We start from the raw sequence: 14460 nt of genomic DNA on the forward strand, positions 1-14460 counted from the left end.
GCTAAACTATTCTTACTTATCACTTATATGGTTAGTCAAAAAAATAAAAATCGGCTTATCGCTCTAGCTATTCTCATTATGGCAGTCACAGCCATCTTTTTAGATTTCCCTGGAACATTTAAAAAGATTGGTATTCCACTGCCTGGTTTTTTAGATGTTCCATTCCGACTTGGACTTGATCTGCAGGGTGGCACTCACTTGATTTACCAAGCAGACGTTTCAAATTTACCGGAATCAGAGCGGGCAAGCGCCGTTGAAGGAGTACGCGACGTTATTGAACGCCGAGTCAATGCTTTTGGTGTTGCCGAACCAAGTATTCAAACTACCAAAGCCGGCGATACTTGGCGAGTCATTGTAGACTTGGCCGGAGTTACCGATGTTAACCAGGCTATCAGCATGATTGGCGAAACCCCATTATTAGAATTTAAAGAAGCAAATCCAAATCCAACTATTACCTTAACACCCGAACAGCAACAGCAGCTTGATACGTTCAATCAGGAAGCAAAAACCAAGGCTGAGGGGTTGTTAGCCAAAGTCCTTGAACCGGGAGCTGATTTTGCAGAAATTGCCAAAACCAACAGCGAAGATCCGGGCAGTGCATCAAACGGTGGAGACCTGGGCTTTGTTCCTCGTGGCTTGTTCGTGCCTGAATTTGAATCAGTTTGTTTTGACAAACTCAAAGTTGGCGAAACATCGAAAGAATTGGTAAAAAGTCCTTTCGGTTACCACATCATCAGAAAAGAGGGGGAAAACGGTGCGGGTGAAGATTATACCGCCAACTGCCGCCACATTATGATTACGACCCGAACCGAAAAAGACTTTGCTGCTGGTGACGATGAGTGGCTCTACACCGGCCTCACCGGAACTCAGCTTAAACGAGCCAGCGTTGAATTTGATCCAAATACCCAGATCCCTCAGGTGTTGCTTGAATTCAACGATGAGGGTAAAAACCTTTTTGCCGAAATCACCAAAAAGAATATCGGCAAGCCGGTTGCTATTTTCTTAGACGGTGAAGCAATCAGCGTTCCGACTGTTCAAAATGCCATTACCGACGGCCGAGCTGTTATTAGCGGCAATTTTAAAATCAACGAGGCAAAATTATTGGCTCAGCGCCTTAACGCCGGCGCGTTACCGGTACCAATTCAGCTTATTTCTCAGCAAACCATCGGCGCTTCTTTAGGAAACCAGTCTGTCCAAAAAAGCCTTAACGCCGGAATCATTGGTTTGATTGCTGTTGCTTTATTCATGATTGTTTATTATCGGTTGCCGGGTATAACTGCAGTTTTAAGCTTACTGTTTTATGCAGTAATCATCTTGGCAGTTTTCAAATTAGTGCCTGTCACTTTAACGCTGTCAGGAATTGCCGGATTTATTCTCTCGCTTGGCATGGCAGTGGACGCAAACATTTTGACGTTTGAGCGACTACGCGAAGAACTTAAAGATAAAAAAATCTTACCGATTGCCATTGATGAAGGCTTTAAACGATCATGGCCGTCCATTTTTGACGGTAACACATCAACGCTAATTACTTGTTTTATCCTAATTGCATTTACCACCAGCGTCGTCAAGGGTTTTGCCATCACTTTAGCTATCGGAATTGCCATCAATCTTTTTTCGGCAACAGTAGTTACTAAACTGATCTTAAAATCAGTTGCCCGCCTAAAGCCGTTTGGCTCACTGTGGCTGTATGGCGTCAAGAAATAATTTTATGATTATCAAATATCGAAAAATCTGGTTTTTCCTCTCTGGCACGGCGGTACTTGCCAGCATTCTTGCCTTTGCCATCGTCGGCTTAAAGTGGGGAATTGACTTTACTGGCGGCAGCTTAGTTGAAGTAGAATTTTCCGTTACCCGCCCATCAAACGACGCAGTCAACCAAGTCCTGACATCTGTAGGTATTGATAATGCCACCATCCAGCCGGTTGAAGACACCAAAATGGTTATGCGATTTAAAGAAATCGATGAAGCCACCCACCAAAAATTGCTGACGGCCCTAGAAGATAAATTCAAACCTGAATTAAATCTTGAAGGTGCTGCCGAGGCGGGGATTGTGGTTGATACTAAAAATGCCGTTCAGGAAACTAGATTTGATTCTATCGGACCAAGTCTCGGACAAGAACTTAAAGAAAAAACCGTTTGGGCGATTATTATTGCGCTTATTGCCATCATCAGTTACGTTGCCTGGGCTTTCCGTAAAGTCTCAAAGCCGATTGCTTCCTGGAAATATGGCCTCATCGCCATCCTTGCCTTGTTTCACGATATTATTATTACCATCGGCGTTTTCACTTTATTGGGAAAATTCTACGGCCTAGAAGTCAACGCGCCGTTTGTCGCCGCCTTACTTACCATTCTTGGTTATTCAGTTAACGACACCATTGTGGTGTTTGACCGAACCAGAGAAAACTTAGTCAGACGCATTGGCGAAAATTTTGCCCAAATTGTTCAGGAAAGCCTTAACGAAGTCATTGTCCGATCAATCAACGCCTCCTTTACCGTGTTGATAGTATTATTCGCCATTTTGTTAATTGGTGGCTCAACACTGCGAGATTTCACCCTAGCCTTGATTATTGGCGTAGCCGTTGGATCATATTCTTCAATTTTCTTAGCCAGCCCGTTACTGGTAGTCTGGGAAAAATGGATGTCCAAAAAGTAAACTGTTAATTTTGTAGTATTATAAAAAATCCGGGCAAATCCCGGATTTTTAAATAACTAAAATTAAAATAGAAAAATAATTTATCAGTCAAGACTTGACGATATTTATGTTTTATGATATACTAAAAACAATTTAAAAAAAGTGATTTATTACATTAACTGATAAACCAATAATTTTAGCTTAATTTAGCAAAATTTAAAACAGATTTCACTAACTAACCCTATGACAGGTCAAAACTCAATTCTAGATAAAATCATCGAAAGTCAGGAAAAACAGCAAGCCGCTTCATTTAATTTAAGCGAATTGGTAAACAGCCTACTTAAGAACTTATCAAGCAAAGAAAGCGACATTTTAAGCCGCCGTTTTGGCTTAATGGGGCGAGAAAAAGAAACTTTAGAGCAAATTGGAAAATATTACAACATTACTCGGGAACGAATTCGTCAAATTGAGACTGCTACTATTAAAAAATTAGCTGAACTAAAAGAACTAAAGGGGGAAGTAGACAGCGCCTCACAGTATGTTACTCATCTATTAGAAAATCATGGCGGTGTTATGGAAGAAAAATTCCTGCTTGATAAAATCAGCCAGTCAGCTGCCGACGAACAGCACCAGCGCTCAAGCCAGTTTATCTTAAATCATTTATTGCGGGATAAAATTGAAGGTGTCAAGCCAGACGCTGATGTTTTGCCGGGCTATAAGCTCCCGGTTGTTTCTTTGGATGTTGTTAAGGCCGCCATTAAAGAGCTGGTAGAAATGATTGATCAGCAAAAAAAGCTTCTTACTAGCGAAGAAATTTTAGACAGTTTCCGCAACTCCAACTTTTATTTGTCAAACAAAGACCAAATTACCGCCCTTAAACTTGGCACTCTTGAAGAAAATGAGGATATCGACAACATTATTCACTCGTTCTTGAGAATTGCCAAACGAGTTGACCAAAATATTTTGGGCGAGTGGGGATTGAACAACTGGAATACCGTCAAACCAAAGCGCATGAGCGACAAGGTGTATCTTGTTTTGAAGAAGCACGGTAAACCGCTCCATTTCACTGACATTACCAACCTGATTAACCAGGAAAAATTTGACAAAAAAATTGCATACCCAGCCACTATTCACAATGAATTAATCCTGGACGACCGTTATGTTCTAGTCGGCCGCGGTATTTATGCACTACAAGAATGGGGCTACAAACCGGGCACCGTTATTGATACGATTATTGAAATTTTGACCAAAGCCGGTAAACCAATGACCAAAGAAGAAATCGTCAAAGCCGTCTTAGACCAAAGAATGGTTCGAAAAAGCACCATCTATCTTGCTTTAACCAATAAAGACAAGATCAAAAAACTCCCTGATGGTCGCTATACCATCAACTAAATTTCTGGTAAAATAAAACCAAAAGAAAAAAATAATTAAGTTTATGGAAATTGACTTAACTGGGGTTCCAATTAATAACCCAATTGCTTTTGCCTGGTGGTTTTTTAGGGCTGTTGGTTGGATATACCCGGTTTTTTTGTTTTGTTATGGTTTAATTTTGGCCTACCAAAATTGGCTTCGCAATAACTACCGCAAACAACGAAAATACATTCTGCTGGCAATTGACATCCCAAAAAATAATGAACAAACACCCCGGGCGGTTGAAAACATTTTTTCCCACTTGTCTGGAGCTCATCAGCCTTTAAAATGGTACCAGAACTGGTGGACTGGCGAAATCAAAGACAGCTTTAGTTTTGAAATTGTCAGTATCGGCGGCTATATTCAATTTATCGTTCACTTAGTCGACAAATACCGCGATTTAGTGGAAGCGGTAATTTATGCCCAATACCCCGACGCTGAAATCACCGAGATTGAAGATTACACCAAACATTGGAACATTAAATTCCCTAATGACAAATATAATCTCCTTGGTTCTGAAATTGTCTTAGCAAAAAATCAATATTACCCGATTATTACTTACAAAGAGTTTGAGGATTCGGTCGCCGGTGACATTAAAGACCCGATGGCTTCAATCCTTGAGGCCATGACCAGGATCGGACCTGGTGAAGAAATGTGGCTGCAGTACGTAATTACGCCAGCCGATAATGACTGGGGCGAAGGCGCTAATTCCTTAATGGAAAAATTAAAAGGCGCCAAGGTTGAACACAAAAAAACCATTCTTGATTATCTTTTTGATATTCCCAATTTTATTTTGGAAGGACTTAACCCCGCTCCAGCAAGTGATTCCGGCGGCGCGGCGGCTCCGCCAAACCAGATAATCTATCTAACCCAGGGAGAAAAAGATACTATCGGCGCCATTGAACACAAAACCGGTAAAATCGGTTTTCATGCCCGGATCAGATTTATTTATATCGCCGAAAAAAGGCTTTACACGCCAGCTCGCGGTTCAAGCGGGCTGTATGGAGCATTTAAACAATTCAACGATCTTGGCTTAAATTCGCTCAAACCGGATGCTAAAACCTACACCGGCGGTATTGTTTTTTTCAAACAGCGTCGCTTAATCAGCCGACGTAACCGTATTTTGTATCGCTATAAAAGCCGCGGTCACTGGCTAAGCCCCGGGGACTACGGTAAAATTCTTAATACTGAAGAATTAGCCAGCTTATGGCACTTCCCATTGTTAACCGTCAAAGCACCGTTAGTTAAGAAAACCGAAGCCAAGCGATCCGAAGCGCCAATTGGGTTGCCGGTTGAAACACGCATCCCACACGTGCGTCCTGATGACCCAAGTCTTAAATCTGAACCACCCAGGAATCTTCCAACTGCTTAACCAATATGCCTGAAGACAAAAATCAAAAAAAATCAGACGAAATGGTGCTGCTCGGCGAAACGAACTTTCGCAATCAACGAGTACGGTTTGGCATCAAAAAAGATGACCGGCGGCGGCACATGTACATCATCGGAAAAACCGGTATGGGCAAGTCAACCGTTATGGAAAACATGATCATCCAGGATATCCAAAACGGCTCCGGCGTTGCCTTGGTTGATCCGCATGGTGACTTCGCCGAAAAAATTCTTGACTTTATTCCCAGCCACCGCATTAACGACGTGGTGTACCTTAATCCGGCTGATATCCAGCATCCGGTTGCTTTTAACGTCATGGAATCTGTCTCTGAAGAACACAAGCACTTGATCGCTTCAGGGCTTGTTGGCGTCTTCAAAAAACTGTGGGCCGACTCCTGGGGACCTCGCTTGGAATACCTGCTTCGTAACGCCATTTTAGCACTCTTGGATTACCCCGGTAGCACGCTGCTTGGAGTAATGAGGATTTTGGTGGACAAAAACTATCGCAAAAAAGTAATCACCAAGATCCAAGACCCGGTAGTCAAGGCCTTTTGGGTTGAGGAATTTTCAAAATATCCGCAGCAGTTCCAGGTTGAGGCTGTTGCCCCAATTCAAAACAAAGTCGGACAGTTTCTATCCACGGCAATGATCAGAAATATCGTCGGCCAGGTGAAATCTTCTTTTGATTTGCGCGAAATCATGGATAATCAAAAAATCCTGATTATGAACCTGTCCAAAGGCCGAATTGGCGAAGACTCATCAGCCTTACTCGGAGCCATGATGATTACCAAAATTCAATTGGCCGCCATGAGCCGAATTGATATTAAAGAAAACGAACGAAAAGATTTTTATCTATACGTCGACGAATTTCAGAACTTTGCCACCGAATCATTCGCCAGTATTTTATCTGAGGCCCGGAAATACCGCCTCGACTTAATCATCGGACATCAATACATTGAACAGCTTGATGAAATGGTTCGGGCCGCCGTGTTTGGCAACGTAGGAACATTAATGTGTTTTCGCGTCGGTGCGGCTGATGCTGAAGCGCTGGCAACTGAATTTGCGCCATATTTTGTTGAAGAAGATCTGGTTAATCTCACCAAGTATGACGTCTACTTAAAACTGATGATTGACGGTGTTGCTTCAACTCCGTTTTCGGCGACCACCTTGCCGCCGCTTGACACACACCTTCACGCTCATAATCGCGAAAAAGTTATCAACGTCTCGCGTGAACGCTATGCCAAACCTCGCGAAGTGGTTGAAGACAAAATCAGCCGCTGGACCGGCGTAGATGGAGGCGGAGAAGAGGAATCTGACGGCAACCAAAAAACAACTACTAGCACCCCCTCGCAAGATGAAAAAAACCACCGCCCAAACGACGGTAAAAAGAAACGTGACGATGACCGAAAAGGCAAAAAATCAAAAGAAAAAGAAACTTACACGGTTAACTGTTACGAGTGCGGTAAACCAACCGAAATTACTTTTAAGCCAGATGGTCTGCGCCCGGTTTACTGTCCAACTTGTTTTAAAGAAATTCGCGAACGGTTGATGAAGGGCGAGGAAAGCGTCGAGACTGCCGCTGAGGCGCTGCCTGAACCGCAGCCGGAAATTTCACTTTCCGAAGCGCTCACTAAACCGCCACAAGCGTTCGAAAAAAAACGTTCAGAGCAACCACCGGCGGCAACTCCGGCAAAACCAATGACCATTCACCAGCTGATCAAGAAAAAAATTGAAGAAAATGCCAATCCAAATACTAATCAGGAAATCAACGAACTGCAGCAAATCAAACCCGGTGAAGTGATAAAATTTTAGTTAGTCCGACTGGTACTAAATTGACTTTTTTAGGCTCATCTACTAAGATGGAGCTACTGTAACATCTCAATTAAATTTTCGTCTTAATTGATGATGATTCTTGATTAAGAATAAGGCTTAATCTTTTTTATTTTATGAAAGCAACAATTATTGGTACCGGTTATGTCGGATTAACCACCGGCGTTTGTTTGGCGGATTTTGGCCACGATATTATCTGTGTTGATAATAATTTGGAAAAAGTTGAAAAATTGAACCGCGGCGAATCGCCAATCTTTGAGCCGGGCCTAGAAGAATTAATCGTTAAAAATAAAACCGCCGGACGCCTGACATTTACTAGCGACATCAAACCGGCGATTTTAAATTCAGAAATAATTTTTATTTGCGTCAACACGCCGCCAAAAGCCGACGGCCAAGCCGACCTGAAATATGTTGAAGCCGTTGCCAGAGAAATTGCGCAAACCGTCAACGGTGACTACAAGGTTATTGTTGATAAAAGCACTGTCCCGGTTCGCACCGCCGAAAAAGTCAAAGAAATCATTGATCGCTACAGCAGTTCAAAAGCTAAATTTGATGTTGTCTCCAATCCTGAATTTTTACGTGAGGGTACTGCCGTTAAAGACACATTGGAACCAGATCGCTTGGTTATCGGCGTTGACAGCGAACCGGCAAAAACTAAAATGCTTGAACTCTATAAACCGCTGATCGATAAAACAAACTGCCCGGTCAAAATTGTTTCTGTTCGCAGTGCGGAATTGATTAAACACGGAGCTAACACTTTTTTGGCGGCAAAAATCTCTTTTGCCAATCTGATCGCTCAAACGTGCGAAGAAGCCGGCGCTGACGCCTTGGAAGTCCTTGAAGCAATTGGCCTTGATGAACGTATCGGTCGGCAATTTCTCAAGCCAGGCATCGGTTTTGGGGGCAGCTGTTTTCCTAAAGACATCGCTGCCTACAAAAAAACTTTAGAAATTTTGGGTATTGATCCGATTTTTGTGGAAGCAATCGAAAAAATTAATGATCACGCCTGGCAGCGTTTTATCCATAAAATTGAAAAGCAACTTTGGGTGTTAGACGGAAAAACCATTGGCGTTCTAGGCCTGGCGTTTAAACCAGACACTGATGATATTCGTAATGCCCCCGCTTTAAAAATTATTCAAAAACTAAAACAAGACGGCGCCCATATCAAAGCTTACGATCCTGAAGCTCAGGAGAACACTAAAAAGGTGCTGACTGACATTGAATACTGCCAAAATCCTTATGATGTCGCCGCGCAAAGCGAAGCGTTGGTGATTTGTACTGAATGGGATGAATTTAAAAAGCTTGACTTAGAAAAAATTAAAAGTCTAATGACCACTCCGATTATCTTTGACGGCCGAAATATCTTTGACCCAAAAACTGCTCAGTCGGCCGGCTTTCAATACTTTGGCATCGGCCGTTAAATCCAATAACTAACAAAAACGGGACTTTGTCCCGTTTTTTTGGTATAATTCATCTATTATGAAGAATTTCATTCTTGCCGTATCAATGTTTTGTGGCACCGTCATTGGCGTCGGGATGTTTGGTCTGCCATACGTCGCAGCTAAAGTCGGCTTCATGCCGGTCCTGATTTACTTTGGCGTCATTGGCTTAGTTATGATGGTAATACAGCTAATGTATGGCGAAATTTGCCTACGAACTAGAGAAGAACACCGCCTACCCGGCTACGTGGAAATTTACCTAGGTAAAAAATATAAATTCTTGCCGATTCTCAGCAACTCAGTCGGTTTATACGGAGCAAACCTGGCCTACATCCTGGTTGGCGGCACTTTTTTGGCGAATCTGTTAATACCGATTTTTGGCGGGGGATTGTTTACCTATCACATGATCTTTTTTGCCGTGGGAGCGCTGCTTATTTATTCGGGCAGCGGTACCATTGCCAAATCGGAGTTCGTTAGCATGGCCGTATTCTTTTTGGTACTGCTGTTCTTGGCGGTCAAAAGTTTACCACAGATTGATATTTACAACCTATTAGAAAGCGACTTAAGTTTCAAAAACCTGATTCTGCCGTATGGAGTCATTCTTTTTTCACTGTCTGGTATGTCTGTTATTCCGGAAACCAGAGAAATCTTAAAAACCAAATTTGAGCGTTTAAAAAACGTCATCATTTTAGGCACCCTGATTCCAATCATAACGTACCTCATCTTTATTATCACTGTTTTGGGTGTGACGGGCGCCAACACCAGCACCGATGCGCTCAGCGGCCTAGTACCATTTTTTGATAAAAAATTCCTTGCCGCCGGGTTTATCTCTGGAATTATTGCCACCTTCACTTCGTATTTAACTATCGGCACCACTATTAAAAAAATCTTGTGGTATGATCTAAAATTATCGCACCTCATCTCTTCCGGACTTGCAATCTTTGTACCGCTGGCACTCTACTTACTGGGACTACAAAATTTCTTGACCATCGTCGCATTCACCGGCGCGGTGACTATGGGTATTGATGTGGTTTTAATTGCACTGGTCTACCTCAAGGCTCAGAAACTCGGCGATCGCAAACCGGAATATCAGGCGCTGGTTCCCAAAACTGCATTGTATTTTCTAATCGGCTTATTTCTGATTGGTGTCGTGCTGAATTTGTTTCCACTATAAACAGTTGGTTCAAAGTAAAAACCCCCGACGTCGGGGGTTTTTACTAGAAAGAATTTCTTTCTTAGAGATTACATTTCTTCAGCATCTTCATCTGAAGATTCATCATCGTCGCCATCCATGTCTTCGTCCATATCGCCATCCATTTCTTCATCCATTTCTTCTTCTGGAGTGGTCATTGGTTCGTCGAAAATCATTAGGATTTTCTCCTTAAAAGTTTCCGGAGTCTTTGGCTCATACGAGCGTAAAAAAAAGATAACCAGAAACATTAATTATTAGTTATCAACTTCTTAAATAAGTCTATCAAAACAGGGGTATATTGTCAATAGTAATTGGGGATTATTTTAGGTATTGAAATTTGCTAAAATATAAGGTATAGTACAGTATCAATTTATGAAACTAAACAAATCAAACGGCAAAAAAGTTTGTATTGCAATGTCCGGCGGCGTTGATTCTTCGGTTGCCGCGGCGCTACTTAAAGAACAAGGCTATGAATGCGTTGGTGTTTTTTTGAAACTCTGGAGCGAAGCTGAAGAAAACACCAGAAAGCTTGGCATTGAAAATAAATGCTGTTCAGTTGATTCTTTCAACGACGCCCGACGCATCGCTCATCAACTCGGCTTTCCGATTTATACTATCAACGTTCGCGAATCATTCAAGCAGATGGTTGTTGATCAATGGCTGGAAAGCTACCGCGAAGGAAAAACTCCCAACCCGTGTATTAATTGCAATCGCCTCATTAGATTTAACGTAATGCTAAAACGCGCCGAACAGCTTGGATGCGATTATCTGGCAACCGGACATTACGTCAAACTGGAAACCGGCAAAGACGGCACCATTAAACTGATTGCCGGCGACGATAAAAATAAAGACCAATCATATTTCTTATACACCATGACCCAGGAACGATTAAAAAAATTAATGTTCCCGGTCGGTCATTTGACCAAACCGGTAGTACGCGAAATCGCCAAAAAATTCAACCTGGAAGTCCATAAAAAACCCGAGAGTCAGGAAATCTGTTTTATTTCTGAAAAAACTCACTACTCATTTTTACAACGACACCTCAACCTTAAACCTGGTCCGATTAAAAATCTGGACGGCAAAGAGCTTGGTCGCCACGATGGCTTGCCGCTGTATACCCTTGGCCAGCGCCAGGGTATTAAAATCGGCGGACCAGGCGGACCATATTATGTTGTCAAACTGGACCATAAAACTAACACGCTTTACGTTTCCAACAATGCCAATGATCCGCTGATCATGACCACTAAATTCGCCATCAAAGATCCTACTTGGATCAGCGGCAAGCGCCCGGGCGCAAACGAAAACTATGGAATTAAAATTCGCCACCAGGCTTCAATCATCCCGGCAACTATTGATGAAAATAATATCGTTACGCTCAAAGAACCGGCCCGTGCCGTAATGACCGGACAGTCCGCAGTGTTCTACCAAGACAAACAAGTGCTGGGCGGCGGAGTTATTTCCAAAATTGACATTTCCTAAATTTTAGGCTTTAATACCTCCTAGGTAAGGAGGGTGTCGACAATGAACAAAGTCATTTCGGCGCTGATGGTCCCAACTTTGCTGGTTTTAGCAGTCGGTTGCAGTGGAGGCTGTGCCACCACTGGTAAACCGTCGGTCTTAACCGAGCGACAAATCAAGCGAATGGTCATCTTCAAAAATGACCAACAATGCGAATTTTTGGTAACCGATCCCGAAGGGGAAATGTTTTTGACGGTGATCACACCTGAAGAAAACGTCGAGGAATTTTCCCCGAAGGTCCACACCATGATCATTTTCAGCGACAGCACTGAGACCCCCGGATTCAAGAACATCGCCTTTGCGGCAACCGTCAAGCTCGACGCTGCCGAGCAAGAAATGACTGTCACCATTGTGGACTATTACCGTATCAACCAGCTCATGTTCCAAATGCTGGTTGAAAAATACAATATCATTCACATCGACGAAGAAGACATTTCCGCTCAGGAAAACGAAGACACCGAACCCGAAGAAGAGGGCACGGTAAAACCCTCAAACAGCAACGTCGCCTGACGCGGGCCGCACCTTTTTGTTCTCATACTCCCCATGGGGAGTTTTTTCTTGAAAAAAAACACTATTTATACTACAATCCCTGTATTATGACCGCCGAAAAACTACGCGAAACATATCTACAATTTTTTGAAACGAAGGGCCACACGATTATCCCTTCAGCTTCTTTGATTCCCGAAAATGACCCGACTGTTTTGTTCACCACCGCCGGCATGCACCCATTAGTTCCATATCTGCTTGGCCAAAAACATCCGGCCGGCACACGCCTGACTGATGTTCAAAAATGTATTCGCACTGGCGACATTGATGAAATCGGCGACGGCTGGCATCTGACTTTTTTTGAAATGCTGGGCAACTGGTCGCTGGGAGACTATTTTAAAAAAGAAGCAATTGAATTTAGTTTTGAATTTTTAACAAAAAAATTAAAACTGCCTGTCAATAAACTCGCGGTTAGCTGTTTTGCCGGCGAGACCGAAAATAATATTTCTAAAGACGAAGAGTCAGCCGCGATCTGGCAGGCGCTTGGCATCCCCAAAGCCCGTATTGCCTTTTTAGGACGTGAAGACAACTGGTGGGGCCCGGCCGGACAGACCGGTCCATGCGGTCCGGACACTGAAATGTTTTATTGGACGGGCGAGGCAGACGCGCCGGAAAAATTTGATTCGTCCGACAAGCACTGGGTGGAAATCTGGAATGACGTTTTTATGCAATATAATAAAACTGCTGACGGCTCTTACGTTGAACTGGCGCAAAAAAATGTGGACACCGGTATGGGTCTGGAACGCACCACCGCCATCTTAAACAGCCTGCAGTCAGTGTATGAAACGGAATTGTTTACCCCGATTATTAAAAAAATTAAAGAATTATCCAACACCGACAACGTCCAATCAATCAGAATTATCGCCGACCACTTGCGCACCGCCACTTTTATCTTGGGCGACCAAAAGGGCGTTACGCCGTCTAACATTGAACAAGGCTACGTGCTGCGCCGCCTAATCCGGCGCGCCATCAGACATGGCAAAATGATTGGCATTAGCAACAACTTCACTGTTGAAATCGCTAAAATCGTCATCAAACACTACGCCAAATATTACCCGGAACTCGACGAAAACAAAAGCTTTATCGAAAAAGAATTGGCAGCCGAAGAAGATCGCTTCACCCAAACGCTGGAAAAGGGCTTGAAAGAATTTGCCAAACTTTCCGGCAAAGACATTTCCGGGCGCGATGCGTTTATTCTATTTGCTTCTTACGGTTTCCCACTGGAAATGACTTTGGAACTAGCCAAAGAAAAGGGGATTAAAGTTGACACTAAAGGTTTTGACGAAGAATTTGATAAACATCAAGAACTGTCCCGCACCGCTTCGGCTGGAAAATTCAAAGGTGGTCTGGCGGATCACTCGGCTGAAACCACCAAACTTCATACCGCCACCCATTTACTGCTGGCCGCTTTGCGCCAGGTGCTTGGCAATCACGTTTATCAAAAAGGTTCAAACATCACTGCTGAACGCCTGCGGCTTGATTTTTCACACCCCGACAAAATGACTCCTGAACAAATCAAACAAGTTGAAGACCTCGTCAACGAGCAAATCCGCAAACAAACGCCAGTCACCTGGCAGGAAGTCAGCATTGATGAAGCTAAGAATCAGGGAGCAATGGGAGTATTTGAACATAAATATGCCGATCGGGTAAAAGTCTACACCATTGGCGACTTCAGCAAAGAAATCTGCGGCGGTCCCCACGTCAACAACGTTTCTGAACTAATTGCTTTCAAAATCACCAAGGAAGAAGCTTCAAGCTCCGGCGTTCGCCGGATCAAAGCCACTGTTGGCTAACAAGCCTTGTTTTGCTAAGCTTATACACACCAACCATCCAAACTTAAGGAGGGTTACTGCTATGCTCATAGCAACATTGGCACCGATTGCTCGTGAAGCCTTTGCGATTATTGTAGCGGTTGGGATTGGAACCGTCCTTTACATTGCCTACAACCGTTGCGAGGAAAACGAACGGATTGATCGGGAAAACCGGGAAAAGGAATAGCCTCAACACGCCAAGCAAGCAATAAGTTTATAAGCTGCGGAAAAACCATTTCGTAGCTTTATTTTTTTGCTAAATTTAAATAAAAAATAGCCAGTAAATAATCCTTGACATTATCAATTTTTTTGTGTAATATAAGGCTATTGTTTGACAAATATCGATAAATTGCTACAATATAAAAGGTGAAAAAAGCTAAAATTTACGATATTTTAGATAAAATTCTAGGCTAGTCCACCCTTTGAAGGCCGCCAAGAATTTTATTTTTTCTAATTTATGCCAAAAAACGACAATTCTATTCCATCAAAAGAGTTCATCGAAGTTGATGGAGAAGTAATCGAATTGCTACCGGCCGCTAGTTTCAAGGTTGTCCTTGATAACGGCCACGAAGTTTTAGCCCATCTTTCCGGAAAAATGCGCATGTTTAAAATCCGCATCCTGCCTGGAGATAAAGTTAAAGTTCAGTTAACCCCATATGACCTCACCAAAGGTCGTATCACTTATCGCTATTAATA

General features: G+C 43.0%; 13 protein-coding genes. 12 read left to right on the forward strand and 1 reads right to left on the reverse strand.

What is annotated here, in order from left to right:
• The first annotated feature begins 27 nt into the window (after positions 1 to 27).
• The 7 genes from secD to HUU49_01795 all read left to right on the forward strand — a co-directional run bounded on the left by secD (position 28) and on the right by HUU49_01795 (position 9871).
• Positions 28 to 1704: a protein translocase subunit SecD gene (gene secD / locus HUU49_01765; GenBank protein ID NUM25330.1), complete on the forward strand. Its 1677-nt coding sequence runs from the start codon at positions 28 to 30 to the stop codon at positions 1702 to 1704.
• Entirely contained in the window at positions 1688 to 2653 is a 966-nt protein-coding gene (gene secF, locus HUU49_01770; protein ID NUM25331.1) for a protein translocase subunit SecF, read from the forward strand. The genes secD and secF overlap by 17 nt, the downstream gene beginning before the upstream one ends.
• Positions 2654 to 2875: 222 nt before the next feature.
• Complete coding sequence (locus tag HUU49_01775; GenBank protein ID NUM25332.1) at positions 2876 to 4024, forward strand: hypothetical protein; 1149 nt, start codon at positions 2876 to 2878, stop codon at positions 4022 to 4024.
• Positions 4025 to 4067: 43 nt separating this feature from the next.
• On the forward strand, positions 4068 to 5414 hold the full coding sequence (locus tag HUU49_01780) for a hypothetical protein (protein NUM25333.1): 1347 nt from the start codon (positions 4068 to 4070) through the stop codon (positions 5412 to 5414).
• A gap of 5 nt (positions 5415 to 5419) precedes the next feature.
• Positions 5420 to 7240, forward strand: a complete 1821-nt coding sequence (locus HUU49_01785; GenBank protein NUM25334.1) for a type IV secretion system DNA-binding domain-containing protein — start codon at positions 5420 to 5422, stop codon at positions 7238 to 7240.
• Positions 7241 to 7374: 134 nt separating this feature from the next.
• Positions 7375 to 8679 carry a UDP-glucose/GDP-mannose dehydrogenase family protein gene (locus HUU49_01790; GenBank protein ID NUM25335.1) on the forward strand — a complete coding sequence of 435 codons (1305 nt, stop codon included), beginning with the start codon at positions 7375 to 7377 and terminating at the stop codon, positions 8677 to 8679.
• 58 nt (positions 8680 to 8737) lie between these two features.
• Positions 8738 to 9871 (forward strand): hypothetical protein, encoded by a 1134-nt coding sequence (locus tag HUU49_01795; protein ID NUM25336.1) that lies wholly within the window; start codon positions 8738 to 8740, stop codon positions 9869 to 9871.
• A 68-nt stretch (positions 9872 to 9939) separates the two neighbouring features.
• On the opposite strand, the gene HUU49_01800 is transcribed toward HUU49_01795, so the two are convergent.
• Positions 9940 to 10137 (reverse strand): hypothetical protein, encoded by a 198-nt coding sequence (locus tag HUU49_01800; protein NUM25337.1) that lies wholly within the window; start codon positions 10135 to 10137, stop codon positions 9940 to 9942.
• 124 nt (positions 10138 to 10261) lie between these two features.
• Between HUU49_01800 and mnmA the strand changes: the two genes are divergently transcribed.
• The 5 genes from mnmA (at position 10262) to infA (ending at position 14458) form a co-directional block, all read left to right on the forward strand.
• Complete coding sequence (gene mnmA, locus HUU49_01805) at positions 10262 to 11368, forward strand: tRNA 2-thiouridine(34) synthase MnmA (GenBank protein ID NUM25338.1); 1107 nt, start codon at positions 10262 to 10264, stop codon at positions 11366 to 11368.
• A 33-nt stretch (positions 11369 to 11401) separates the two neighbouring features.
• Positions 11402 to 11917, forward strand: a complete 516-nt coding sequence (locus HUU49_01810) for a hypothetical protein (GenBank protein NUM25339.1) — start codon at positions 11402 to 11404, stop codon at positions 11915 to 11917.
• 86 nt (positions 11918 to 12003) lie between these two features.
• Complete coding sequence (locus HUU49_01815; protein NUM25340.1) at positions 12004 to 13746, forward strand: alanine--tRNA ligase; 1743 nt, start codon at positions 12004 to 12006, stop codon at positions 13744 to 13746.
• Positions 13747 to 13807: 61 nt separating this feature from the next.
• Positions 13808 to 13951 carry a hypothetical protein gene (locus HUU49_01820; GenBank protein ID NUM25341.1) on the forward strand — a complete coding sequence of 48 codons (144 nt, stop codon included), beginning with the start codon at positions 13808 to 13810 and terminating at the stop codon, positions 13949 to 13951.
• Between the two features lie 270 nt (positions 13952 to 14221).
• A complete protein-coding gene (gene infA / locus HUU49_01825; protein NUM25342.1) occupies positions 14222 to 14458 on the forward strand; it encodes a translation initiation factor IF-1 in 237 nt (78 codons plus the stop codon).
• Positions 14459 to 14460 lie beyond the last annotated feature (2 nt).

The organism is Candidatus Buchananbacteria bacterium (assembly GCA_013359225.1).
Lineage (GTDB): Bacteria > Patescibacteriota > Patescibacteriia > Buchananbacterales > UBA6539 > JABWCG01.